This window comes from Planomonospora parontospora (genome assembly GCA_014647935.1).
In the GTDB taxonomy this organism is placed as follows: Bacteria; Actinomycetota; Actinomycetes; order Streptosporangiales; family Streptosporangiaceae; genus Planomonospora; species Planomonospora parontospora.
In genome coordinates, this window is sequence record BMQD01000022.1 from 51,444 (window position 1) to 75,848 (window position 24,405).

Consider the following 24,405-nt stretch of genomic DNA (forward strand, 5'->3'; position numbering starts at 1 on the left):
GGGCCGGTGGGGCATGACTAGGGTTGGCCGGGCAACCGGACCCCCGTCCGGCCGCCCGGCCGGGCACCGCCGACGAACGCACCAGGAAGACTCCGCGACGTGACACCACTCGACACGCCCCCCGGCACGACCTCCATGACCCCGGCCGAGGCCGGGCGCGACCGGCGGGCCGAACGGATCCTGGACGCCGCCGCCGAGCTGCTGGCCGCCCGGGGATACCGGGGGGCCGCCGTCGAGGACGTCGCCCGCCGCGCGGGCGTGGGCAGGGGCACCGTCCACCTGCACTTCGCCACGAAGGAGGCGCTGTTCCTGACGGTGCTGATGCGCTCCCAGCGGCGGATGACCGGGCGCCTCATCGAGGACATGCGGGCGGACCCCGCCGCGGTCCTGCCCGGTGAGCTGGCCCGGTCGGCCTACCTCCTGATCCACCACGACCCCGTCGCCCGGGCGGTCCTCACCGCCGACTCCGAGAGCCTGGACTCGCTGGGCAGGAGCGCCCCGGCGCTGACCGGGGACCTCGTCGAGACTCGCGAGCGGGTCGCCGACGGCTACTTCGAGGTGCTCCGTACGCACGGCCTGGTGCGCGCGGACTCCCCGCTCCGGCTGCAGCGCCACGCGTTCGCCGCGGTCCTGACCGGCTTCCTGCTGAGCGGGCCGGCGGCCCCGGGGGAGGAGCCGGGCGTCGAGGCGAGGGCGGGCATGCTCGCCGGGGTCGTGCGCTCGGCCTTCGAGACGCCCGCCGGCCCCGAAGCGGTGCGCGCGGCGGCGCCCGAGGTCATCGCCCTCTGCCGGAGCCTGCACGACCGGCTGCACGAGGAGATCGGCCGCCAGAAACTCACCTGACATCCACGAGGGGGAGCCCATGAGCACTCCGCAAGGCCCTGCCGCGACCGGCGCGTTCGACCTGACGGACCCCGCGCTGCTGGACGATCCGCACGGCGGGTTCGCGCGGATGCGGGAGCGGGCGCCGATGGTGCGCGGCACCATTCCCGGCGCCGCCGCCCCCGTCTGGCTCGTCACCCGCTACGACGACGTCAAGACGGTCCTGGGCGACACCCGGTTCGTCAACGACCCGGCGCACGTCCCCGGGCGGGGCGCGGAGAACATCCGCGAGCAGGTGATCCGGGCGCGCGGCATCCCCCCGGAGTACGCGCGGTACGTGCTGGACGGCATCCTGGACGCCGACGGCGAGGACCACATCCGGCTGCGCAGGCTCGTCTCCCGGGCCTTCACCGCGCGCCGGGTCGCCGAATTGCGCCCGCGGGTCGCCGAGATCGCCGAGGACCTCCTCGACCGGCTTCCCGGCGCGGCTGAGGACGGCGTCGCCGACCTGATGGAGCACTTCGCCTACCCGCTGCCGATCACCGTCATCTGCGAGCTGGTCGGCATCCCGGAGGAGGACCGCCCGCGGTGGCGGGAGTGGGGCGCCGCGCTGTTCGCCCCGGATCCGGCGGGGTTCGGCGCGGTGCTGCGCGACATGGTCGGGCACATCGAGGAGCTGATCGTACGGCGCCGCGCCGCCCCCGGCGACGACCTGCTCACCGGGCTGGTCCACGTCCATGACGAGGACGGCGACCGGCTCGGCGACGCCGAGCTGGTCACGATGGTCCTGACGCTGGTCCTGGCCGGGCACGAGACCACCGCCCACCTGATCGGCAACGGGACCGCGGCCCTGCTCGCCCATCCCGGGCAGCTGGCCCTGCTCCGCCGCGAACCGGAGCTGATGCCCCGCGCCGTCCACGAGCTGATGCGCTGGTGCGGTCCGGTCCACCTGACCCGGACGCGCTACGCCGCCGAGGACGTCGAGATCGGCGGCATGACGGTCCGCCGGGGCGAGGCGGTGGTGGCCGTCCTGGCCGGGGCCAACCGCGACCCGCGCGTGTTCGACGACCCCGACCGTCTCGACATCACCCGTGAGCCGGACGGGCGGCGGGAGGACCACGTCGGCTTCGGTCACGGGCTGCACTACTGCCTGGGCGCCGCACTGGCCCGGCAGGAGGGCGAGGTGGCGCTGGCGGCCCTGCTGCGCCGTTTCCCGCACCTCGCCCTGGCCGTGCCGCCCGGGGACCTCCCGCGGCAGCCGCTGCCGGGCATGTGGCGCCTGGCCCGGCTGCCCCTGAGGCTCTGAGTCTCCGGGGCGGCCGGGCCACCGCGGGCGGCGACCCGGCCGGCCCGGCCGGGATCAGTCGCCGAACGAGAACCAGTTGAGGTTGACGAAGTCGGCGGGCTGCCCGCTGCTGAAGGTGATGTAGACCGTGTGGGTCCCGGTCACCGGGGTGATGTTGGCGGGGACGGTGCGCCAGCTCTGCCAGCCTCCGGTGTTGGCGATGGCGAAGTCGCCGATCGGCGCGGCGGTCGGACTGCCCAGGCGCACCTGGACCAGCCCGCTGACCCCACCCGCCGCCCCGGACGCGACCCGGGCCTTGAACTGGGTGGCCGCCGTGCTCCCGAACCGCACGTTGTCGAAGCGCAGCCAGTTGCCGTTGCCGATCCCGCCGACGTTCTGCCCGCCGCCCGCGTCCGTGGTGGACTCGACCATGACGCCCGACTGCGCCTGGTGGGCTTCGGCCTGGATGGTCGAGCGGGCGTCCACCCCGCCGGGGTCGCCGGTGGGGGTGACCGTCGGGGTGGGTTCGGGTCCGGAGCCGCTCTGCCAGACGGCCACGTAGTCGACGAGCATCGGCCGCCCGGAGACCGTGGCCGCGGTCGGCGTCTGCCCGCCCAGCGCGTTGGGGAACGCCCCGCCCATCGCCACGTTGAGCAGCAGGAAGTACCCCTGGTGGGAGGTCATGTTGTTCCAGGTCGTGGCGTCGAACTGGTTCTGGCTGAGACTGTGGAACAGCTGCCCGTCGACGTACCAGCGCAGCTGGCCGGGGGAGACGGAGCGGTCCCACTCGAAGCGGTAGGTGTGGAACGCCGACTGGCAGGACGCCCCGGGGCAGGTACGGCTGGCGCCCAGGCCGGTGGTCTCGTTGCAGGGCCCTCCGGGGTTCACCCCGCAGTGGAGCACGGCCCAGACGGAGTTGATCCCGTTGACGTTCTCCATGATGTCGAACTCGCCGATGCCGGGCCAGTTCCAGTAGTTGCCGCGGTACGGGCCGCCCAGCGCCCAGAAGGCGGGCCAGTAGCCCAGCGCGGCGTCACCGGTGACGTTGGGCATCTGGATCCGGCCCTCGATGCGCAGGATGCGGCCGTCGGCGGGTTTGAAGTCGGCGCGCCGGGTCTCGATGCGGCCCGAGGTCCACTCGCTCCCGTTCTTGACCGGGGTGATGCGCAGGTTGCCGCCGCCGTCGAGGCTCAGGTTGGCGGGGTCGGAGGTGTAGCGCTGGATCTCGCCGGTACCCCAGTTGGCGGGCCCTCCGGGGTAGGAGTGGCCGGTGTCGATGATCCAGTCGGCGGAGGAGGGGAGGGATCCGGCACCGCCGTTGAAGTCGTCGCTCCAGACCAGGGACCAGCCGGAGGGGGTGGACGGGACGGCGGCGTTGGCGGCGACGGCGGCCATCGGCAGCGTCAGTGCCGCGACGATGACCGGGATCCATCTCAGAGAGCGATTTCTCATGCGTGGACGGCTCATTCGAGGCCTCTCTCGATGGGGGGACGAGGGGCGGTCGATCGTCGCTGCAGCATGAAGACCGATTAACGCTACTGTCGCGCGAACGTTAATTCCGGTCAATATCTACGGTAAAAATTTAGAGAGCGCTCTCCGGTTCGGCCGCCGTGCCGTACGGCTGCCTGGAGGCGTCGGTGGCGCCGGTGGTGCGGTGAGGGCGGGTCCCGTTCCGTTTCCGGGCGGGTGCCGGAGCGGTGTCCCGCCCGGAAACGGAACGGGATCCGGCGGGCGCCGGAGCGTGCCGCCCGCCGGGACCCCTCGGCGGAGGGTCAGCCGCCGATCTTCCCGACCCCGGCCCCCGCGGTGACGATCGCCTTCACCGAGGCCGGATCGTCCAGGGTGTAGCGGTAGTAGGCGCTCGCCTCCTGCACCGTCCCGCTGCAGTCGGGCCTGCCCGAGTCGTCGGCGAACACGTTGTCGCGGGCGACGCACCTGCCCGACGGCCCGGCGTAGTGGTTCGTCACGGGTTCCTCGACCCGCTCGAAGTAGTTGCCCTCGACCAGGCAGCCGGCGTCCGCCTGGCAGGCCACCCCGGTGTCGGTGTTGTAGACGTAGTAGTTGTTGAACACGTGGACCGGCTCGCCGAACCGGACCCGGGGGTTGCGCTGCGGCGTGCGGTCGAACCAGTTGTGGTGGTAGGTGACCTTGAGCCGCCCGGTGTCCTGCGCGCCGTTGTCGTCGTCATGGCCGAGCAGCATGTTCTTGGTGTGGTCGTGCGTGCGGTTCCACGACACGGTGACGTAGGACGAGCCGCGCTTGATGTCGACCAGCCCGTCGTAGCCGCAGCACAGGTCGTTGTGGTCGATCCAGACGTGGTGGGAGAACATCTGCACGTTGATCGCGTCGTCGGTGGCGCCGCGGAACGTCAGGTTGCGGACGACGACGTTGTGCACGGCGTCCGCGGGCGGCGAGGTGACCGCGTCGTCGGCGGGCAGGCCGATGTTGAACCCGCCGCCGCTGATGCCCGCACCGGAGCCGATGCCCACGATGGTCTTGTCCGAGGCGACGTCGTGCATCCCCGCCGGAACGGTGATCATCCCGCGCACGCAGATGTTCAGCGGACCGCTCCGCCCGATCGCGGCGAGCAGCTCACCGGCCGTGTCGACCTCGACGGTGGGCCCGCCGGCGCCTCCCGTGGTGCCGTTCTGGCCCCAGGCGTCCACCGAGGCGAACCCGGCGGGCGCGCCCGAGGTGGGGCAGGACCCCGGAGGCGGCGTGTCCGTGACCGTGGGGGTGGGCGTGGGGCTGGCCGACGGCCCGCCCGGACCGGGGACGTCGGTCACCAGCACGTCGTCGAACGCGGCGCTCGCGTAGTGGCCCGCGAGGCCCGCCCTGCCGGAGGGGAAGGCGGAGTCCGTCGCCGAGACGACCTCCACGCCGTCGACGAAGCCGCGCAGCGTCGTGCCGAACGCCTCCAGCCTGAGCGTGTACCACCTGCCCGCGGTCACCGCCGCCGGGGCCGAGTCGAGGGTCGCGGGCGCGCCGCCGCTCCGCTTGCCGAGGACGACCGAGCCCGTGCTGCTCAACCCGAGGAAGTAGTGGGAGCCGGTGCCCTGCGCTCTGGCCAGCACCGCGACATACCTGCCGCCGCCGTTGAACGCGATCGGCTTCACCCGCGCCTGCACGGACTGGTCCGACCAGCCGACGCCGGTCACGGCCCTGGCGTCCGCGCCGGTGCCGCCCTGCCGGTACACGCGGGAGCCGTCGGCGACCACCGACCAGCTCCCGCCGGACTTCGACCACCCGGCGGCGTCGCCGTCCTCGAAGTCGTCGCCGAGCAGCGTCGCGGCGGACGCGCCGGGCACCGCCACCAGGGTCAGCACCCCGAGCAGCGCGGCGGTGACGGCCGCGAGCGCGGTCAGCAGCGGACCGGCGCTGCGCTCTTTCCTGATTCGCACTGTGGAACCTCCAGTTCCGAGACGCCGCCCGGGCGTGCCTCGGCCCGGCCGGACGAGCTGGTACGGAGTCAGGGAAAGCGCTATCCGCTCTCTCCGCACTTGTACGCCCCGCAGCGGGGCGGGTCAAGGGGTGCGGTCCGCCGGGATCCCGTCGCTCTGTCGGGCGGGACGGCGGTCCGCTGCGGCGGAATCCGTCGGGCACGTCGGTGAACCAGCTGTGAACTGGGAGACCGGGTGGCGGGGAGAGGCCGATCGGCGGGCGGCGACGCCTCGAGGCGACGGTGTGGAGCGCAGGGGCGGGTCACTCGGAGCGAGGGATCTGCGGCGTTTAACCATTGACTGGCCGGTGTTGTTAACGTACGTTCACCGTAGTCAAGGAAAGCGCTTTCCATTCTCCCTCCTCTCGTCGCGGCTGACATACCGCTCATGCCCGGGAACGGGTGCGGACGAGCCGGCCGCTTGCGACGCCCCCTTCCGCCGAAGCACCGCAGGCCGTGCCGGCGGCGCATGCAGAAAGCAGAGCGATCCATGGCATCCAGACCGTCCGTCTCCCATCGGTCCCCGGGTCCCGCTAGGAGGGCACCCGCCCGCTACCGCGACCGGATGGCGGCACTCGCCGCCGCGGCGGCCACCGCCCTGACCGCGCTCCCGGCGAGTGCCGCCGCCCCGGCCCCGTCGGCCGCCCCGTACGGCACCGCCGACACCCCGACGGGCTTCGCCTCTGTCGACGCCCTCGGCCGGAACGGCACCACCGGAGGTGCCGGCGGCCCCACGGTGACCGTCACCACGGCGGCGGAGCTGAAGGACTACGCGGGGCGGCGCGGCCCCTACGTCATCCGGGTCTCCGGCAGCATCCGGCTCAGCGGCATGGTCACCGTCATCGCCGACAAGAGCATCCTGGGCGTGGGCTCGACCGCGGAGATCACCGGCGGCGGCCTCCAGCTCGGCTCGACCACCCGGCCAGGCAACAACGTGATCATCCGGAACATCCGGTTCACCGGCGCCTCGGACGACTCCGTCAGCGTCACCAACAAGGCCCACCACGTGTGGATCGACCACAACGACTTCTCCGGCGGCTACGACGGCCTGCTCGACATCAAGCGGGAGTCGGACCTCGTCACGGTCTCGTGGAACCGCTTCCACCACCACAGCAAGGCGGCGCTGCTCGGCCACTCCGACACCTACACCGCCGACGTCGGCAAGCTCCGGGTGACCTACCACCACAACTTCTTCGACGGCACCGATCAGCGCCATCCCCGGGTGCGCTTCGCCGAACCCGTCCACGTCCTCAACAACTACTACCGGAACAACGCCCTGTACGGCGTGGCCTCGACGCAGAACGCCGGCGTGCTGGTGGAGGGCAACCACTTCGAGAACGTCGCCCACCCCGTGCACGTCGGCTACGACAAGAGCGGGCCGGGCCGGGTGGTCGAGCGCGACAACGTCTACGTGAACTCGGGCGTGCCCGAGACGGCGGGCACGGTCGTCGAGCCGCGCACCTACTACCCCTACACGGTCGACGACCCCGCGGCCGTCCCGGCGATCGTCACCGCGGGCGCCGGCATCGGGAAGATCGGCCTCTAGCCCGCGGCGCCTCCGCCCGCCCACCGCCCGCTGGCGGGCGACGTCCCCAACCGAAAGGCAGACCCGTGATCCGGACCTCCACCGCCCGCACGAACCGCCCCGGTCACCGCACGACGGCCGGGGCGGTCGCGGCCGCCGCCCTCGCCGCGCTGCTCGGCTCCGGCGGCGTCCCGGCACCCGCGCTCGCCGCCGTGCACGTCCCGGTCCCCGCGGCGGCGGCCGACGGCCCCGTCGGCTTCGCCGCCGTCGACGCCCTCGGCCGGAACGGCACCACCGGAGGCGCCGGAGGCCGCACGGTCACCGCCACCGACGCCGAGCAGTTCCTGGAGTACATCGACAGCAAGGAGACCCTCGTCATCCGGGTGGCGGGCACCATCGCCATCACCAGCAAGCAGGGGGTGCGGCCCAACAAGACCATCATCGGGGTCGGCACCTCGGGCCACATCACCGGCGGCGGCCTGGACTTCTACCGGTCGTACAACGTGATCGTGCGCAACCTGCGCTTCACCGCCGCCGAGGACGACGCGATCAATATCGGCCGCGAGTCGCACCACATCTGGATCGACCACAACACCTTCTCCGGCGCGGTGGACGGCTCCATCGACGTGGTGCGCGGCGCCGACTACGTCACCGTCTCGTGGAACCACTTCGACCACTCCGACAAGAGCATGCTGATCAGCCACTCCGACGGCGCCGCGGGCACCGACGTGGGCCGCCTCAAGGTGACCATCCACCACAACTTCTTCGACAACAGCCGCCAGCGCCACCCGCGCGTCCGGTTCGGCGAGCCGGTGCACGTCTTCAACAACTACTTCCTGGGCAACGAGCTGTACGGCGTGGCCTCCACCGAGAACGCCGGCGTGCTGGTGGAGGGCAACTACTTCCAGGATGTCCCGCACCCGCTCGTCTCGGCGAGCGGCTACGCCGACAGCGGGCCGGGCAGGGCCGTACAGCGCAATAACGTCTACGTGAACTCGGGCGTGCCCGAGACGGCGGGCACGGTCGTCGAGCCGCGTACCTACTACCCCTACACGGTCGACGACCCCTCGACCGTGCCCGCGAAGGTGCGCTCCGGTGCCGGTGTCGGGGCGCAGTGGGGCCCGGCCTGACCGGCGGATCCGCATCCGGCCCGCACGGGACGGCCCGCGCGGCGCGGCCCTCCCCACGGCCTCCCGCGGGGAGGGCCCGCCGGTGGAACGGCCCGGCGGGCGGGGCGCGGGGTGGAGCGGACGCGTGGGGCCGGGCGATCGCGCCCGCGACTGTCTCTAAGCTCTGGAGCGTGGCGAAATACTTCGACGTGCATCCGGACAGCCCGCAGCCCCGGCTGATCGGCCAGGTGGCCGATCTCCTGCGGGCGGACGGACTGATCGCGTATCCGACGGACTCCGGCTACGCGCTGGGGTGCCGAATGGGAAACAAGGAGGGGATCGACAGGATCAGGGAGATCCGCGATCTCGGTAGCGACCACCACTTCACCCTGGTGTGCCGGGATTTCGCGCAGTTCGGCCAGTTCGTTCATGTGAGCAATGCGCAGTTCCGCTCGGTCAAGGCGGCGACCCCCGGCGGTTACACGTTCATCCTGCCCGGGACCAAGGAGGTGCCGCGGCGGTTGCTGCACCCCCGGAAGAAGACGGTCGGTGTCCGGATCCCCGATCACGTCGTCGTGCAGGCGCTGCTGGCCGAGCTCGGCGAGCCGCTGGTGTCGAGCACCCTGCTGCTGCCCGACGAGGCCGAGTCCCTGACCCAGGGCTGGGAGATCAAGGAGCGGCTCGACCACGTGGTGGACGCCGTCGTCGACTCCGGTGAGTGCGGTGCCACCCCGACGACGGTCGTCGACCTCTCGCAGGACGAGCCGGAGATCCTCCGCCGGGGCACCGGGGACCCGTCCCTCTTCGAGTAGGGTCCCGGCGCCGTCCACGTGGTGACGGTGTGGCCCGGCGACGGCGCCCGGGGCCGGCGGCCGCGGTGCGGCCGCCGCCTCCTCGGCCGGTGCCCGAGGGCGGATCCCGCCGCCGGCCGGGTGATTCCGGCTCCGCCGGTCCGCCTGCGACGAGCGGTCCGCTCAACGGGCGCTTTAAGGTGATCTCATGCCTGCCACGCTGAGTTCCACGAAGACCCGAGCGGCACTGCGTTCCTCGGCCCGCATCTCCCTGGAACTGCTCCTGGTCCTGCTGATGGCCGCCGTGGTGCTGTGGGCGCTGGGCTGGACGTGGTCGGTGACGTGGCCGGTGATCGTCGCGCTGCTGATGACCACGCTGACCTGGCCGCCCACCCGCTTCCTGCGCCGGCGCGGATGGCGTCCGGCCCTGGCCGCGTCGGTCGTGACCGTGCTCTTCCTCATCGTGGCGGCGGGCATCGCGGTGCTGATCGCCGTGCCGGTCGCGTCCCAGTCCGGCGAACTCACCAAGGGCGTGGTCGACGGCATCCAGCAACTGCGGCAATGGGCCGCCGGTCCGCCGTTGAACATCGGCGAGGACCAGCTCGCCAAGGGACTCGACACGGCGGTGGCCCGCATCCAGGACAGCGTCGGCGGCATCGTCAACGCCGCCGTCACCGGCGTGGGCACGGTGCTCAACGGCGTCGTCACCACGGTCCTGGCCCTCTTCCTGATGTTCTTCTTCCTGAAGGACGGTCCCAGGTTCCTGCCCTGGCTGGCCCGCCAGCTGCCCGGCCGGCTCGCAGCCGATGTGCCGGCCGTCGCCGCGCGCGGCTGGGACACCCTGGGGGCGTTCGTCCGGTCGCAGGCCTTCGTCGGCCTGCTGGATGCCGTCTTCATCGGACTGGGCCTGTGGATCGTCGGCGTGCCCCTGGTGCTTCCGCTGGCCGTGCTGACGTTCGTGGCGGCGTTCGTGCCGATCGTCGGAGCCCTCTTCGCCGGCTTCGTGGCCGTGCTCATCGCCCTGGTGTCCAACGGCCTGACCGACGCGCTCATCGTGCTGGCGATCATCGTCGTGGTGCAGCAGCTCGAGGGCAACGTCTTCCAGCCCATGGTGCAGAGCCGCGGCCTGGGCCTGCACGCGGCGGTGGTCCTGCTCGCCGTCACGCTCGGCGGCAGCCTGGCGGGCATCGTCGGCAGCCTGCTCGCGGTTCCGGCCGCCGCGCTGGTCGCCGTGCTCTGGGGCTACCTGCGCGAGCAGCTCGCCGAGCCGGGAACGGGCGAGCGGGGCCGGGACCCCGGAGCGGATGAGCCGGGCCGGAAGCAGGAAACGGATGAGCCGGGCCGGGAGCCAGGAGCGGGCGAACCGGGCAGCGGCTCGGCGCCGGCATAGCGCGCGCGGGTGGTGATCCCGTGCTGCGGGGCGCGCGAGCACGTGTGACCGGGTTCACCGGCATCGCGGTCCGGGACTCTGACGGTCCGAGACCGGGGGCCGTCGGATCCGGCGGCCCCCGGTCCGGCGTTCGGCGGCGGGCGGCGCTCACGGCGCCGATGCCGGGTGCGCCGCCCGCCGGATCCGGCGATGCCGGTTCCTGGCGGACGGCGGGAGCGTGCCGCCACGGGATTCGGGCCGGTGCTCCGGCCTCCGTCCCGGAGAGCCCGTCAGCCGGCGTAGGTCTCGAACTCGGCGACCTTCGGCGCGCCGGTCGAGCCGGTGATCTCGAAGGTGAGCTTGCGCACCGAGGTCCGGGCGAAGGAGATGACGCCCGCTCCGCTGCCGGAGGTCAGGACGGCGCCGGTGTCGCCGTTGAGGACCCTCCAGGTCTTGATGCCGCCCGCGGAGCCCGAGGCCTCACGGATGTTGATCTTTGACACCGAGGTGGCGGAGCCCCACTTGATCGAGATGGAACCGGTCGAACCGGCCGGCGACCAGTAGGTGCTCATGGAGCCGTCCCGCACGTTGCCGTAGCTCGTCCCGCCGGCCTTGCTGGAGCCGTCGGAGCCGGCCCCGATGCTGAGGTTGGTCCCGCTGGGCTGGGTGGGCGTCGGGGTGGCGGAGGTGGTCGGGGTCGGGGTGGGCGTCGGGGTGGCGGAGGTGGTCGGGGTCGGCGTCGGGGTCGGGGACTGCGGCGAGCAGCTGCCGTTCGACACCTTCAGCCCCTTGTTGGCGCCCGCCGTCTGGCTCACGATGCTCGGCACGCAGCCGGCCGCGTCGAGGCTGTAGGAGTAGGGGATGCTGACGGTGGTGTTGGACTGGGGGTTGGGACCGGCGGGCTTGTTGTCCCCGCTGGGGCTGGACCAGGTCACGTTGTCGAAGATGTTGCCGCTGACCTGCCAGTAACCGGCCGCGTCGGTGTAGAAGGTGCCCAGGACGTCCTTGGAGTTCTTGAAGTAGTTGTTGTCCACCTTGGCGCGGGCCCCGGCCCGGGAGTTGATGCCGGACTCGTTGAGGCTCACGTAGTGGTTGTTGTAGATGTGGGCGATGCCGCCGCGGAGCAGGGGCGTACGGGAGTCGATGTTCTCGTACAGGTTGTGGTGGTACGTGATGAAGCCGTTCGACAGGTCGCTCTCACTGGACCCGACGAGGCCGCCGCGGCCGGAGTTGCGCAGGGTGCTGTAGGACAGGGTCACGTACTGGGTGTTGCCCTTCATGTCGAAGAGGCCGTCGAAGCCCTCCGACTCCCCGCCTGACGCCTCCAGGCTGACGTGGTCGACCCAGACGTTGCGGACCGTGCTCTCCATGCCGATGGCGTCGCCGCCGTTGGACGTGGGCGAGCCCGACTTCTTGACGTTCCGGACGGTCACGTTCTGGATGATGATGTTGCTGGAGTCGCGGATGTGGATGCCCACCTGGTCGAAGACGGCGCCGCTGCCGACCCCGACGATCGTGACGTTGCTGATCTGCTTGAGCTCGATCACGCCGGCGGCGGTGCTGCAGCTGTCGCCCGACACCTTGGCGGTGTTGCCGTGGTTGATGGTCCCCTCGACCTGGATGATGATCGGGGTGCTGCTGCTGGCCCGGTTGCACAGGGCCGCGTGGATCGCGGTCCCCGTGGTGGCCCGCACCGTCTGCCCGCCCGCGCCGCCGGTGGTCCCGCCGTTCTGGGACGCGTAACCGGTGGCGCCGCCGGCCGCCGCCGACGCCGCGGGTGCGGACAGGGCCACACCGGTCGTGGCCGCGACGGCCGTCGTGGCCAGTGCAGCGTAGAGTCGCAGTGCGACTGGTCGCCTCATTCTCATCGTGCCTTTCGTCTTCGGATATCGGGTGCCACAGCTGAATTCCGTTGAATTCCGTGGTCGTGTCGGGGCCGGCGACCTGTCGCCGGGCAGGTCGTCGGCGGGCAGGGACGTGAGTGCTCTTCTCGACGGGGCCGGGACGGTGGTTTCACCGCGACCCGGACCTCCGGGGTCGCCGGTGCCGATCGCGGGATCACCGTGACCGTGCTCCGCCGCCGTGAGGCCGTGCCGCCGACCGGCGTCAGCGGCACCACCTGCGCGGCGGCCGCCGGGACCGGCGGCGTGACGGGCGTTCGTTACAGGGAGTCGTCGTCGTTGTAACCGCGACGGATGGCGCGATACGTCTTCGTCATGGCGTGCATCCTTCGTTCCCTGGTGCGTCGGCATCCCGGGGAGGCCTCCGCGCCGGATCGATGGCGGTTCATGCGCGAAGCCGCCGCGGGTGCCGCGGCATCGCCTTCACCGGAACGATCCCTGCAAGTTAGGAAAGCGTTTTCCGTCCGCGAGAATAGGCGGGCGTCCGTCGCGTTGGCAAGACTGCGGACACCGGAAGTTCATCCGTCCAGCTCGAGCGGCATGCCGATGTTCCCCGAGGATGAAACCAGGCCGATCACGTGCCGGTCACCGCCCGCACGGGCGGTGACCGGCGGCGGAACCGGGCCGTCCGTCCCCGCCGTCTCACCCGCCCCACGGGTCTTCTCGATCAGCGGGTATCCGGCGGGGACTCCGGCCGGATGGCCGGATGTTTTCGCACCGGGGGCCGCGGGCAGGCGACAGGCCATGCCCATCGCGGATCACACACTCCTGCTGCTGTTCGAAGGCTACGGCTGGCTGCCCGACCAGCGGCGGCGCGCCTCCGGCGAGGTCGTGCACACCCGGGTGGCGGGTCAGCGCGCCGTGGGGCTGTGCGGGCCGGACGCGGCGCGGTTCTTCTACGACGAGGACCACGTCGAGCGGCGCACGGCCCTGCCCGGCCCCGTCAAGAGCACCCTGTTCGGACACGGGGCGGTCCACACCCTGGACGGCCCCGACCATCGGGTGCGCAAGGCGATGTTCATGTCGCTGATGACCGACGAGGGCATCGCCGACCTCGTCGGCCGCACCACGACGGCCTGGGACGAGGCGGTCGCCTCCTGGGCCGACGGGCGGCGGGTCGTGCTCTTCGACGAGGCCGCCCGCGTCATCACCCGGGCGGTGTGCCGGTGGGCCGGCATCCCCCTGGACGACACCGACGTGCCGGCCGCGGCATCGGACCTGGTGGCGCTGGTCGACGGGTTCGGCACCGCGGGGCCCCGGCACTGGCGGGCCCGGCGGGCCCGCGCGCGCCGCGAGGCGTGGCTGGGCGGCCTCGTGCGGGACGTGCGCGGCGGTGCGGCCACCGCGCCGCCGGACTCGGCGCTCGACGTCGTCGCCCGCCACCGTGACACCGACGGTGAGCTGCTCGACCCCCGCGTGGCGGCGGTGGAACTGCTCAACATCGTGCGCCCGACGGTCGCCGTGTCCTGGTTCGTCGCGTTCGCCGCCCACGCCCTGCACCGGTGGCCGCGGCACCGCGCGCCGCTGCGCGAGGGCGACGAGGTCTTCGCCGAGGCCTTCGTGCACGAGGTCCGCCGCTTCTACCCGTTCGCCCCGCTGGTGGGCGGCCGGGCGGTCGGAGACCTGTCCTGGCGGGGGGAGCGCATTCCCGCCGGTGCGCTGGTGCTGCTCGACGTCTACGGCCAGAACCACGACCCCCGGCTCTGGGAGGACCCCTACGCCTTCGACCCGGGGCGCTTCATCGGCCGGGAGATCGGCGAGTTCGACCTGATCCCGCAGGGCGGCGGGGACCCGCGCACCGGCCACCGCTGCCCCGGCGAGGCCATCACCGTCGCGCTGCTCAAGGCCCTGGTGGCGCGGTTGGCCCGGTTGGACTACGACGTCCCCGGCCAGGACCTGAGCATCTCCCTGCGGCGCATCCCCGCCCGCCCGGCCAGCGGCTTCGTCATGGCCTCCGTACGGCCCGCCGTGCGCAGGCCCGTGCCCTCCCCGCAGCGCTGACGTACCGTTCAGGCGTCCGGTACGGCGTGGCCGGGACCGGAGAAGGCGGCCTGGCCGCAGCGCTCCGGGGCGCGCCGCCTCCTCCGCCGGGCGTGGGCGGAAAGGAAGTTGAATTCTCAACTTCAAGGTGCTCAGGGCGCGCTTCCGTCCGCCGATGGACCCCGCGGAGGACACACCGATGCGTGCCCGGGGGCGACGCCCGGCGCACCGGGCGCGCCGTCCGCCCCTGCCGGGTCCGATGCCGGGCGGAGACGGCCGCGGCGATGCCTCCCACCCCGTGAGGATCCGAGTGAGGAAGCGTCACCGTGCTGCGAGACCCCGACATGCTGCGTGCGCTGCGGCACCACAACTACCGCATGTGGGCCGGCGCGAACTTCATGTCGATGATCGGAAGCTGGACCCAGGTCATGGGAGTCAACTGGCTCCTGCTGTCGGCCTCCGGCTCGGCCACCAGCCTGGGCCTCGGCCTGTTCCTGCAGTCGGCGCCGGGCCTGCTGCTCACCTTCGCCGGCGGGTCCCTGGCCGACCGCCTGCCCGCCCGGCCGCTGGTGGCGGCCGGGCACACCCTGCACGGACTGCTCGCCGTGGCGCTGGCGGTGCTGGTCTTCACCGGCGTGGACAGCCTCTGGCCCGTCTACGCGATGGCCCTCCTCGGCGGGACGCTGTCCTACCTGTACTTCCCCGCGCTGGGGCGCTTCGGCGCGGAGACGGTCGGCCCCGGCGACCTGCCGGGTGCGCTGGCCCTCGGCGCGGTGGTCACCTCCGTCGGGCGCGTCCTGGGCATGGGCCTGGCCGGCATCCTCATCCCGCTCGCCGGCACCGGCGGGCTGTTCGTGATCGACGCGCTGAGCTTCGCCGCGGTCGTGGCGGCGGTCTGCCTCATGCGCGGAGGCGAGCTGCAGCCGCTGCCGCGCGCCGCCGCACAGGACTCCGGCACCGCGGCCGGGCTGCGCTACATCGGCCGGACCCGGTGGCTGCTCGTCCTGCTGGTCTTCACGTTCGTGCTGGGCGCGCTGAGCCGTAACTACCAGGTCACCATGACCGCGATGAGCCAGGGGCCGCTGCAGGCCGGCGCCGCCGGGTACGGGATCCTGTCCGTCGTCTTCGGCGCCGGCGCCGTCCTGGGCGGTCTGTACGTCGTCTCCCGGCACCGGTCGACGTTCCCCGTCCTGTTCGCCGCCGCGGCGCTCACCGCGGTCGGCCAGGCGGTCGGCGGCGTCATGCCGGACCTGCCGTCCTTCGCCGCGGTGCTGCTGCCCGTCGCCGCGACCGCGGTGGTCCTCGACACCGCGGTGGGCGCCCGCCTCCAGCTCGGCACCGACCCGCAGATGCGGGGCCGCGTGCTGGCCGCGCAGTCACTGGTCACGGGGGCGGCCGCAATGGTCGGGGGGCCGCTGCTGGGCGCGCTGTGCGACGCCCTGGGCCCGCGCACGGCCCTCCTCGGAACGGGACTGGCCGCCACGGCGGCGGTGGGCCTGGCCGCGGTGGCGCTGGCCCGCGCACTCGGGCGCCGGCTCGGCGTCCCCGCCGTCACGGCGCTCACCGCCGGGTTCGTCCCGCGGGGAGGCCCCCGGCGGCCGCGGCGGACGGCGCCGGTACGGCCCGCCCGGTCGCGTGCGGCCCGCCGCGTCCGGGCCCCGGGACCGTTGCGCCACCGGACGCGCAGGGCGGGGGCCGGCACCGCGGGGACGCGATCCCGCCGCATTTCCTGATCGTCTGGTAAAGCGGCGGATCGTCGCGGTGAGGACCGGCGCGTGCGTGCCTAGCATCGCCGCCATGACGGTGGACGACGATCACGGTGATCAGCCCGGTGACGAGGCGGTGCACCGGTTCCTGCGCGAGTACCGCGAGGAGTTCCTGCGCGAGCTCGGCGACTGGGTGCGCATCGCCTCGATCTCCTCGATACCCGAGCACGGGATGGACCTGCTGCGCTCGGCCAACTGGCTGACCGGCCGGCTGCGTGAGATCGGTTTCCCCTCCGTGGAGCTGTGGCAGACCCGGGACGGCCTGCCCGCGGTCCACGCCGCCTGGTGCGCCGCGCCCGGCGCGCCGACCGTGCTCGTCTACAGCCACCACGACGTGCGCGCCGTACACGGCGGCACCTGGGGCGAGTCGCTGCCGTTCGAGCCGCAGGTGCGCGACGGCAAGATCTACGGCCGCGGCGCCTCCGACGCCAAGGGGCAGGTGCTGGCCCACCTGTGGGGGCTGCGCGCCTACCTGGCGGCGAGCGGCCGTGACGCGCCCCCGGTCAACCTCAAACTGCTCGTCGAGGGCGAGGAGGAGATCGGCTCCCCGCACCTGGCCGCGCTGCTGGACGACCACCGCGACGAGCTGGCCGCCGACCTGGTCGTGCTGTCGGACACGCTGATGTGGTCGCTGCGGGCCCCGGCGCTGTGCACCGGACTGCGCGGCATGCTCAGCGCCAAGCTGCAGGTGTTCGGGCCCTACCGGGACGTGCACAGCGGCGCCGTCTCCGGGGCCGCGCCCAACCCGTGCACCGAGCTGTGCAAGCTGGTGGCGCAGCTCTACGACGAGCGGGGGAGGGTGACGCTGCCCGGCTTCTACGACCGGGTGGCGGAGCTGCCGCCCGGCGAGCGGGAGCAGATCAACGCCCTGCCCTACAGCGACGCCGACTGGCTGGAGCGCACCGAGACCCGCACGGTCGGAGGCGAGGACGGCTACAGCGTGCTGGAGCGGGTCTGGACCCGTCCGGCGGCGGAGATCCTCGCCTTCATCGGCGGCGACCCGGTGGGCGCCTCCCGCGGCGCGATCCCGTCGGTGGCCTCGGTGGACATGAACCTGCGCCTGGTGCCGGAGCAGAAGGTCGCCGAGGTCGCCGAGCAGCTGAAGGCCTGGGTGGCCGAGCGCATCAGTGACAAGGTCGACTACCGGCTGGACATCTCGCTGGAGGCCGCCCAGGAGCCGTACCGCACCCCGCCGGAGCACCCGGCGCTGGCCGCGCTGGGCCGGGCGATGGAACGGGGATTCGGCGTCCCGGTAGCCGGACGGATGCGCAACGGCGGCGGCGGTCCCGCCGAGCTGCTCTCCACGACCCTGGACGCGCCGGTCGTCCTCTTCGGGACCGGTCTGCCGACCGACCGCTGGCACGACAGCGACGAGCGGGCCGAGATCGACGCGCTGCTCGCCGGCGCGGCCACGCTGGCGTTCCTCTGGCCCGAGCTCGCCGGAGCCCTGTCCCGGCCCTCGTGACCGGCGCGCAGGCGCGCTCCGGCACCATGACGCACCGTGGCGGTGGACATCACAGGTCCGGCGACGACCGGGCCCGCGGGGCGCGGAAGAGCGCGAGGGTCTCGGGCAGCTGCGAGTGGAGCGGGCCGGGCAGGGCGTCCGGGGCGAACCAGCCGAGCCCGTCGAACTTGTGCGGTTCCCCGATCGCGACGGCCGAGGGGTCGACGCGGACCGCGAAGACGACCGCCACCCAGTGGGAGGGCGGGTCCCGCCGGACGACGTTGCGGACCCCGATCTGCTCCACCTCCAGCGCCTCGGCGGAGTACTCCTCGCGGACCTCACGGGCGACGGCGGCCTCGAAGGACTCGCCGTACTCCAGTGCGCCCGCCCCGCAGTCCCAGGCGCCGGGCTCGTCCCGCGCGCCGGGACCCCGGCGGGCCAGCAGGATCCGGCCGCGGCCGTCGTGGCAGACGAACACGCAGGAGACGGAGGGACCCGCAGGCCGTCCGGCGCCGCGCGCCGGTTCCGCCGCGGTGCTCCCGCCCGTGGTGCTCCCGCCCGCGGTGCTTCCGGAGGCGGGGCGGCTGTCGTGCGAGGGCGGGGCGAGGGCCCCCCTGGCGAGGCCGCGGGCGATCGCCGCCGCGGCCAGGCCGCCGTCCAGGACGAGCCGCCGCAGCTCCGCCTCGAACGCGAAGACCCGGCGGAAGAGGTCACCGTAGCGGCGCTGCTCGTCCGGGGCCAGGCGCGGCACCTGGGCCCGGCGCGGGTCGAAGCGGGCCGCACCCGACTGCGTGCCGGACGCCGAGGGGGCGGGCAGGGTCCGCAGGAAGCCCGCCAGGAAGAACGGGTCGAGCCGGTCGGGATCCGGCCGCAGGAGGGTGAGCCGCGGGCCGAGGAGCAGCCCGGACTCCTCGACCACCCGGGCCGCCAGGCCGCCGCTCCGGGCGGCGACCACCACGTCCCCCGGTTCGATCCTGGTCCGGTCCGCGGGCTGCGTGAGCGCTTCGGCCCGGCCGCCGTCGAACACCTGCCGGTCGGTCAGGACGGGGTCTCCCGAGCCGTCGATCTCGAAGCGCCCGGCCTGGTGCAGCGAGAGCGCCCCGATCCGCTCCAGCTCCGACAAGGTGACGGCCGGCATCTCCCGGCCCGGGCCGGGGACGGCCTCGGGGACCGATGCGGCGAGCCGTTCGAACCGCGCGGCGAGGCGTTCGCGGAAGGCGGGGTAGCCCTCCGCCGAGACCTGGTCCGCCGCTCCCAGACGGCGGGAGGGGGTGACGTCGACGTCCTCGTCGATCAGGTCGATGATCGGCACCGTACGGCTCTCGCCGGGCCGGTCGAGTTCGGCGTCCGGGTCCGCCCGGAACGCGTGCCACGACTCGGCGACCGCGTCGAAGTTCCCCGGGTCGGCCTCGGCCAGCAGCACGCGCGACGGGGTACGGCCCTCGCCCGCGGGTCTGCGCAGCACCCAGACGTGCACGGGCAGCCCGGTGCCGGTGGCCATCCTCGGCGGCAGGCCGATCACGGCCTGCAGCGCCCCGCGCCGCAGCAGGTTGCTGCGGATGCGGCGGCCGGAGCGGCGGGAGGCGGCGATCGCGGGCATCAGCAGCACCGCGACGCCGCCCGGTTCCAGGTGGGCGAGCGCGTGCTGCACCCAGGCGAGTTCGGACTCGGTCTTGGGGGGCAGGCCGTACTCCCAGCGCGGGTCGCCCGTCAGCTCCTCGTATCCCCAGTTGCGCTCGTTGAACGGCGGATGGCACACGACGGCGTCGACGGCCACGCCGGGCCAGGCGTCCCGCCGGAGGGAGTCACCCGCCCTGACCTCGCCGTCCGCCCCGGTCAGGGCCAGGCGCGACTGCGCCAGCCGGGCGAGGGCGGGGTCGTTCTCCTGGCCGTAGGCGCACCCCGCCCCGGACGTCCCTGACGCCCCGGACGTTCCCGACGCCCCGGACGTCCCTGACGCCCCGGACCCCTCCGGCGGTCCGCACACCGCGGCCAGGAGGACGCCGAGGCCGCAGGCCGGGTCGAGGACCGAGCGCAGTCCCGGGCCGGCCAGCCGGGCCATGAACTCCGCGACCTCGGCCGGGGTCTCGACCAGGCGCCGGGAGTGCACGTCGGCGTAACGGTCGAGGAGGAACCGGACGGTGTGGTCGGCGCCCTGCTCCGCGGCGTACCGCCCGATGAGCCTCCACGCGACGGGCGGGACGAGACGCGCCTCTCCCTCGCCGCGCAGGATCTCCGCGACCTCCGCGACGACCTCGCCGAGGCGCAGGTCGTCGGCGGCGGTCCGGATCTGCTGCCAGGCGCGCTCGCGCAGCGGCAGCTCCTGGACCTTGCCCTGCGCGAGCAGCCACGCCTCGACGGCCTGGAGGGAGAAGGCCGGGCTGGTCGCCGTACCTCCCACGGGTTCGGGGAAGTCCTCGTGCCGCCGCCGCCAGTTGCTCACGGCCGCGCGGCCGACCCCTGCCATCCGTGCGATGTCGGCCGCGGTGACGGTCGCCTCGTCGCCTGGCATCGCCGACCCCCATCGTCTCGTCCCAGCACGCCGCATATGTGGACGCCAAATATGTGGACGCCAACGTATCCCACAACGTGAAACCCGGTCGATCTGTGACGGGGTTCGAGTGTACTGCGTTCACATGGATGCGGCCGGGAGGGGTGAACCGGTGTCAGGGTGCCGGGCAGGGGTCTCCGTCGGCGGGCCGGCCGGTGGGCCGGTCGGCGCCGGCCCGCCGGAGGGCCGCGCCCGGCTCGTCGTGGATCTCGAAGGCCTTGCGCAGACCCGTGATCGACAGCACCCGGGACAGGACGCCGTGCACGCCGCTGAGCATCAGCCGCACGCCCGCGGCCTCGCTGCGCTGCAGCGCGTCGACCAGTTCGCTGAGACCGACCGAGTCGCAGAAGGCGACCTCGGACAGGTCCACCACGAGGGCCGCCATCCCGGGCGTGGCCCAGACCCGGCCCAGGTGCTCGCGCAGCACCGGTGCGGAGCGGTAGTCGAGCTCTCCGGCGGCGCGGACGACGATCGCATCCCCGTACGTCTCTGACGAGAGGGTGAACGCCGAGCCTCGATCGGGCTCGAACAGCATGGTCGGCTCCTCACGCCTGCGGGTTCAGGGCAGGTAGCCACTCTTTCTACCAGTGCGCGGAACGCCGCGTGGCGGAGGGGTCGTGACACGTGCGGTCACCCCGTGCCCCGGTGCCGGATCCGGAGAGCCCCGCCGGTCCGGTTCCCTCGTCGGGTATTGATCATTGTTGATCGGTGTCGCACAATAAACGTCACAAACGAGCATGCCAGCGGGTGCGTCGAATCCGCCTTGCTGGTATAGACCAGTACGGTGCTCTGAAGGCCGGTGTTGTGAAACCGATATCGGCCGGTATGGACCGGAAGATGGCTGCCACCTAACGTGGTCCGCATCACGAAGGCCCCGGACCGGCCCGGCCTGACGGCCGGAGGTGGTCCGGAGCCGGAAAAGCGGTGCACTGAGGTGCTCCTCGGTATCCCCCACTGGTACGGACCAGTTCGGGCCGTATGACGACCAAGGTGGTAATGCACGTGAACAAGAGGCTCGTTGGCGCGGTCACGCTCGGCCTGGCCGCCGCACTGGTAATGACCGCCTGCGGCTCCGAGGCTCCCGCCGCGGGCGGGGACAAGGCGGCCGGCGGCGGGGTGACGCTGAAGCTGGTCGCCGCCGACTACGGCGACGGGCCCACCGCCGAGAACAGCGGTGAGAAGTTCTGGAAGGGCGTCGTCGACGAGTTCCAGGCGGCCAACCCCGGCATCAAGGTCGACGTCCAGGTGATCAACTGGAACGACATCGACAAGCAGGTCGCCACCATGGTCCAGAACGGCCAGGTGCCCGACATCCTGCAGACCGGCGACTACTCGGGCTTCGTCAAGGACGGGCTGCTCTACAAGACCGACGAGGTCCTGTCGCCGCAGACCTCCGGCGACCTGCTGGAGAAGTTCGCCGAGTTCGGCAAGGTCGAGGGCGTCGGCTACGGCATCCCGTTCGTCTCCTCCGCCCGCGCCCTGTTCTACAACAAGGCCCTGTTCGACAAGGCCGGCATCGCCGAGGCGCCCAAGACCTGGGACGAGCTCAAGGCCGCCGCCGAGAAGCTGAAGGCCTCCGGCGTCTCCCAGCCGTTCGGCCTGCCGCTGGGCAACGAGGAGGCCCAGGCCGAGTCGTTCCTGTGGTTCATGGGCAACGGCGGCGGCTACAAGGACGCCTCCGGCGCCTGGACGGTCGACTCCCCGGCCAACGTCGAGGCCTTCGAGTACCTCAAGGGCCTGGTGAAGGCGGGCCTGACCACCCCCAACCCCGGCACCAAGAACCGCAAGGACGTCTGGGCCGACTTCGCCGCGGGCAAGGTCGGCATGGTCAACGGCGGACCCATGTCGATCCCGATCTTCGAGAAGGGCGGCCTGACCGACTTCGGCGTCGCCCCCATCGCGGGCAAGACCGGTCCGCTCGACACCACGCTCGGCGTCCAGGACTGGATCATGGCCTTCAACAAGAACGGCCGCAAGGAGGAGATCAAGAAGTTCTTCGACTTCTTCTACGGCGGCACCGCGGCGCAGAAGATCAGCGACACCTACAAGCTGCTCCCGGTGACCAAGTCCGGCATCGAGAGGCTGTCGTCGGACGAGAAGCTCAAGCCGTTCCTGGACGCGCTGCCCAACGCGACCTTCTACCCCTTCCAGGACCCGAAGTGGTCCGAGGTGAACACCCAGATCAAGCAGACCATCGGCAGCGCGATCGACGGTGACCCCAAGGCGGTCCTCGGGGCGATCCAGAAGACGGCCACCGCGAACTAGCCCCTCGCGGGATCCCGACTCCGATCACCGGTGACCGGGTGCGGCGGGCGCGCAGGAAGGCGCCCGCCGCACCCGGCGCCACGTTCGAAAGCAGGACGCATGCAGCAGACATTCACCCCGGGCCGGGTGGTGCGCGCGCTGGCCCCGCTGGCCTGGATCGGCCCGGCGGTGGTCCTGATCGCCGTCGTGGTCGTCTGGCCGGTCGTGGTGATGGTCCAGTCGTCGTTCCTGAAGATCAGCCGGTTCGGCGTGGTCCAGGGATCGAACGGGCTCGACAACTACACCAAGCTGTTCGCCGAGCCCGACTTCGGCGGGGTCATGACCAGGAGCCTGGTGTGGGTGGTCGCCGTGGTGGTCCTCACCGTGGCGCTCTCCCTGGGCCTGGCGCAGCTGTTCAACCAGCGCTTCCCGGGCCGCCGGTTCGCCCGCTGGGCGCTGATCGCGCCGTGGGCGGCCTCGGTCCTGATGACGGCGATCATCTTCAAGTGGATGCTCGACCCCGAGGTCGGCCTGATCAACATGATCCGGCGGAACCTCGGCCTGCTGGACGCGCTCGGCGGCGCCGACGCCGACCCGCTGGGCAACGCGGCGACCGCGATGCCGTGGCTCGTCTTCGTCGCGGTCTTCGTCTCCCTGCCGTTCACCACCTACGCGCTGCTCGCGGGGCTGTCGGCGATCCCCTCCGACGTCTACGAGGCCGCCAAGATGGACGGCGCCTCCAGGTTCCGCACCTACTGGTCGATCACGCTGCCGCTGCTGCGGCCGGCCCTGGTCGTGGCGACGCTCATCAACGTGATGAACGTCTTCAACAGCTTCCCGATCATCTGGGCCATGACGCACGGCCAGCCCGGCTACTCCACCGCGACCTCGACCATCTTCATGTACATCCTCAAGGGCTCCGACATCGGTGAGTCGGCGGCCATGTCCGTCGTCAACTTCGGAATGGTGATCGTGCTGACGATCATCTTCCTCAAGGTCAGCAAGTGGAGGACGGAGGTCTCATGACCGAACAACGTGAGGTCGTCGATGAGCGCCGCCCCTGGGGCATGGGGCCGACGAAGGAGGTCGCATGACCCTCACCGAAAGCGCCCCGGCCGCGCCTGCGCGGCGGCCGGCGGCGGCTCCGGCCCCCGCGCGGGCCCGCAGGCTCCCGTCGGTCAAGACCGTGATCGTCGCGGCGAGCGCCTACCTCGTCGCGTTCGTCTTCCTCTTCCCCTACCTGGTGATGATCCTCACCGCGCTCCGGCCGCAGGAGGAGCTGCGCGAGGCGACCTTCCTGCCGACGACGTTCGCGTGGTCGAACTTCACGAACTTCTGGACCGGCGGGCTGGCGCAGAACCTGGGCGTCACCCTGCAGGTGGCGGCGGGGTCGACCGTCCTGGTGCTGCTGGTGGCGCTGCCCGCGGCGTACTACACGGCCCGGCACGAGTTCCGGGGCCGGACGGCGTTCCTGGTCCTGGTGCTGATCACGCAGATGTTCCAGCCCACCGCCATGCTGGTCGGCATCTACCGGGAGTTCTTCCAGTTCGGCCTGGTGGACACGGTCTGGTCGCTGATCCTCGTCAACGGGGGGTTCAACCTGGCGTTCGCGGTGTGGATCCTCAACGCCTACTTCTCCTCCATCCCGCGGGAACTGGAGGAGGCCGCCTTCATCGACGGCAACGGCCGGTTCGGAGCCCTGTTCCGGGTGACGCTGCCGCTGGCGATGCCGGGTGTGGTGACCGCGCTGATCTTCACCTTCATCGCGGCCTGGAACGAGTTCGTCGTGGCCCTGACGCTCACCACGACCCCGTCCAACCAGCCGCTGACGGTGGCGCTGAACTCCTTCATCGGGCAGTACCAGGTGGACTGGCAGAACCTGTTCGCGGGCTCGGTGATCGCCACCATCCCGGTGATCATCCTGTTCGCGCTCATCGAGCGGAAGGTCGTCGGCGGCCTGACCGCGGGTTCGATCAAGTAGTGGTGAATCCATCGAGTGAGAAATAGCGGAATCCCGTATCTCACGCCGCAACATGGGTGATTCTGGACCGGTACATTCCGGATGTGGGACGGACCGGAAAGTGCGCGAAGCCGCGTGCCCGGCCGTCTCCGCCGACCGGGCGCGCCGGTGGCACCGCAGGGTGCCGCCGGTCCGGAAGGCGGGTGACCCAGCGGGAGG

The 24,405-nt window shown here is 72.3% G+C and carries 17 protein-coding genes; 12 read left to right on the forward strand and 5 right to left on the reverse strand.

Annotated features, from left to right (window positions below; all coding sequences use genetic code 11):
- The first annotated feature begins 99 nt into the window (after nucleotides 1-99).
- Together IEZ07_RS27780 and IEZ07_RS27785 are read left to right on the forward strand one after the other, a co-directional pair.
- Nucleotides 100-843 (forward strand): TetR/AcrR family transcriptional regulator, encoded by a 744-nt coding sequence (locus IEZ07_RS27780; RefSeq protein ID WP_191897457.1) that lies wholly within the window; start codon nucleotides 100-102, stop codon nucleotides 841-843.
- A gap of 19 nt (nucleotides 844-862) precedes the next feature.
- Nucleotides 863-2,128: a cytochrome P450 family protein gene (locus IEZ07_RS27785; RefSeq protein WP_191897458.1), complete on the forward strand. Its 1,266-nt coding sequence runs from the start codon at nucleotides 863-865 to the stop codon at nucleotides 2,126-2,128.
- 54 nt (nucleotides 2,129-2,182) lie between these two features.
- On the opposite strand, the gene IEZ07_RS27790 is transcribed toward IEZ07_RS27785, so the two are convergent.
- Together IEZ07_RS27790 and IEZ07_RS27795 are read right to left on the reverse strand one after the other, a co-directional pair.
- The gene (locus IEZ07_RS27790; RefSeq protein WP_191897459.1) at nucleotides 2,183-3,559 is read right to left on the reverse strand and encodes a glycoside hydrolase family 16 protein; all 1,377 of its coding nucleotides are present in this window, start codon (nucleotides 3,557-3,559) and stop codon (nucleotides 2,183-2,185) included.
- A 320-nt stretch (nucleotides 3,560-3,879) separates the two neighbouring features.
- Nucleotides 3,880-5,508: a pectate lyase family protein gene (locus IEZ07_RS27795; protein ID WP_239320760.1), complete on the reverse strand. Its 1,629-nt coding sequence runs from the start codon at nucleotides 5,506-5,508 to the stop codon at nucleotides 3,880-3,882.
- 603 nt (nucleotides 5,509-6,111) lie between these two features.
- Here IEZ07_RS27795 and IEZ07_RS27800 point away from each other — a divergent pair.
- The 4 genes from IEZ07_RS27800 to IEZ07_RS27815 all read left to right on the forward strand — a co-directional run bounded on the left by IEZ07_RS27800 (nucleotide 6,112) and on the right by IEZ07_RS27815 (nucleotide 10,361).
- Nucleotides 6,112-7,092 (forward strand): pectate lyase family protein, encoded by a 981-nt coding sequence (locus IEZ07_RS27800; RefSeq protein WP_191897460.1) that lies wholly within the window; start codon nucleotides 6,112-6,114, stop codon nucleotides 7,090-7,092.
- 65 nt (nucleotides 7,093-7,157) lie between these two features.
- Nucleotides 7,158-8,201, forward strand: coding sequence for a pectate lyase family protein (locus IEZ07_RS27805; protein ID WP_204054641.1), 1,044 nt, complete (start codon nucleotides 7,158-7,160; stop codon nucleotides 8,199-8,201).
- A 170-nt stretch (nucleotides 8,202-8,371) separates the two neighbouring features.
- A complete protein-coding gene (locus IEZ07_RS27810) occupies nucleotides 8,372-8,992 on the forward strand; it encodes an L-threonylcarbamoyladenylate synthase (RefSeq protein WP_068897306.1) in 621 nt (206 codons plus the stop codon).
- Nucleotides 8,993-9,179: 187 nt separating this feature from the next.
- Nucleotides 9,180-10,361, forward strand: coding sequence for an AI-2E family transporter (locus IEZ07_RS27815; protein ID WP_191897461.1), 1,182 nt, complete (start codon nucleotides 9,180-9,182; stop codon nucleotides 10,359-10,361).
- Nucleotides 10,362-10,630: 269 nt separating this feature from the next.
- Here IEZ07_RS27815 and IEZ07_RS27820 read toward each other — a convergent pair whose 3' ends face one another.
- A complete protein-coding gene (locus tag IEZ07_RS27820; RefSeq protein WP_191897462.1) occupies nucleotides 10,631-12,202 on the reverse strand; it encodes a pectate lyase family protein in 1,572 nt (523 codons plus the stop codon).
- Nucleotides 12,203-12,985: 783 nt separating this feature from the next.
- Between IEZ07_RS27820 and IEZ07_RS27825 the strand changes: the two genes are divergently transcribed.
- The 3 genes from IEZ07_RS27825 to IEZ07_RS27835 all read left to right on the forward strand — a co-directional run bounded on the left by IEZ07_RS27825 (nucleotide 12,986) and on the right by IEZ07_RS27835 (nucleotide 17,452).
- On the forward strand, nucleotides 12,986-14,242 hold the full coding sequence (locus IEZ07_RS27825) for a cytochrome P450 (RefSeq protein WP_191897463.1): 1,257 nt from the start codon (nucleotides 12,986-12,988) through the stop codon (nucleotides 14,240-14,242).
- A 305-nt stretch (nucleotides 14,243-14,547) separates the two neighbouring features.
- The gene (locus IEZ07_RS27830) at nucleotides 14,548-15,954 is read left to right on the forward strand and encodes an MFS transporter (protein ID WP_204054640.1); all 1,407 of its coding nucleotides are present in this window, start codon (nucleotides 14,548-14,550) and stop codon (nucleotides 15,952-15,954) included.
- Nucleotides 15,955-16,018: 64 nt separating this feature from the next.
- The gene (locus tag IEZ07_RS27835) at nucleotides 16,019-17,452 is read left to right on the forward strand and encodes a M20/M25/M40 family metallo-hydrolase (protein WP_191897464.1); all 1,434 of its coding nucleotides are present in this window, start codon (nucleotides 16,019-16,021) and stop codon (nucleotides 17,450-17,452) included.
- A 49-nt stretch (nucleotides 17,453-17,501) separates the two neighbouring features.
- Here IEZ07_RS27835 and IEZ07_RS27840 read toward each other — a convergent pair whose 3' ends face one another.
- A complete protein-coding gene (locus IEZ07_RS27840; RefSeq protein WP_191897465.1) occupies nucleotides 17,502-19,943 on the reverse strand; it encodes an N-6 DNA methylase in 2,442 nt (813 codons plus the stop codon).
- A gap of 154 nt (nucleotides 19,944-20,097) precedes the next feature.
- Nucleotides 20,098-20,517: an STAS domain-containing protein gene (locus IEZ07_RS27845; RefSeq protein WP_191897466.1), complete on the reverse strand. Its 420-nt coding sequence runs from the start codon at nucleotides 20,515-20,517 to the stop codon at nucleotides 20,098-20,100.
- A 467-nt stretch (nucleotides 20,518-20,984) separates the two neighbouring features.
- On the opposite strand from IEZ07_RS27845, the gene IEZ07_RS27850 reads away from it, so the two are divergent.
- The 3 genes from IEZ07_RS27850 to IEZ07_RS27860 all read left to right on the forward strand — a co-directional run bounded on the left by IEZ07_RS27850 (nucleotide 20,985) and on the right by IEZ07_RS27860 (nucleotide 24,207).
- Nucleotides 20,985-22,247, forward strand: a complete 1,263-nt coding sequence (locus IEZ07_RS27850) for an extracellular solute-binding protein (protein ID WP_239320757.1) — start codon at nucleotides 20,985-20,987, stop codon at nucleotides 22,245-22,247.
- A 99-nt stretch (nucleotides 22,248-22,346) separates the two neighbouring features.
- Nucleotides 22,347-23,252: a carbohydrate ABC transporter permease gene (locus tag IEZ07_RS27855; RefSeq protein WP_068897298.1), complete on the forward strand. Its 906-nt coding sequence runs from the start codon at nucleotides 22,347-22,349 to the stop codon at nucleotides 23,250-23,252.
- Between the two features lie 64 nt (nucleotides 23,253-23,316).
- Nucleotides 23,317-24,207, forward strand: a complete 891-nt coding sequence (locus IEZ07_RS27860; RefSeq protein ID WP_191897468.1) for a carbohydrate ABC transporter permease — start codon at nucleotides 23,317-23,319, stop codon at nucleotides 24,205-24,207.
- Nucleotides 24,208-24,405 lie beyond the last annotated feature (198 nt).

Coding starts and splice junctions, on each gene's coding strand:
- IEZ07_RS27785 (WP_191897458.1), top strand. CDS start 863: ATGAGCACTCCGCAAGGCCCTGCCGCGACCGGCGCGTTCGACCTGACG.
- IEZ07_RS27790 (WP_191897459.1), bottom strand. CDS start 3,559: ATGAGAAATCGCTCTCTGAGATGGATCCCGGTCATCGTCGCGGCACTG.
- IEZ07_RS27800 (WP_191897460.1), top strand. CDS start 6,112: ATGGCGGCACTCGCCGCCGCGGCGGCCACCGCCCTGACCGCGCTCCCG.
- IEZ07_RS27815 (WP_191897461.1), top strand. CDS start 9,180: ATGCCTGCCACGCTGAGTTCCACGAAGACCCGAGCGGCACTGCGTTCC.
- IEZ07_RS27820 (WP_191897462.1), bottom strand. CDS start 12,202: ATGAGGCGACCAGTCGCACTGCGACTCTACGCTGCACTGGCCACGACG.
- IEZ07_RS27825 (WP_191897463.1), top strand. CDS start 12,986: ATGCCCATCGCGGATCACACACTCCTGCTGCTGTTCGAAGGCTACGGC.
- IEZ07_RS27835 (WP_191897464.1), top strand. CDS start 16,019: ATGACGGTGGACGACGATCACGGTGATCAGCCCGGTGACGAGGCGGTG.
- IEZ07_RS27840 (WP_191897465.1), bottom strand. CDS start 19,943: ATGCCAGGCGACGAGGCGACCGTCACCGCGGCCGACATCGCACGGATG.
- IEZ07_RS27845 (WP_191897466.1), bottom strand. CDS start 20,517: ATGCTGTTCGAGCCCGATCGAGGCTCGGCGTTCACCCTCTCGTCAGAG.
- IEZ07_RS27855 (WP_068897298.1), top strand. CDS start 22,347: ATGCAGCAGACATTCACCCCGGGCCGGGTGGTGCGCGCGCTGGCCCCG.
- IEZ07_RS27860 (WP_191897468.1), top strand. CDS start 23,317: ATGACCCTCACCGAAAGCGCCCCGGCCGCGCCTGCGCGGCGGCCGGCG.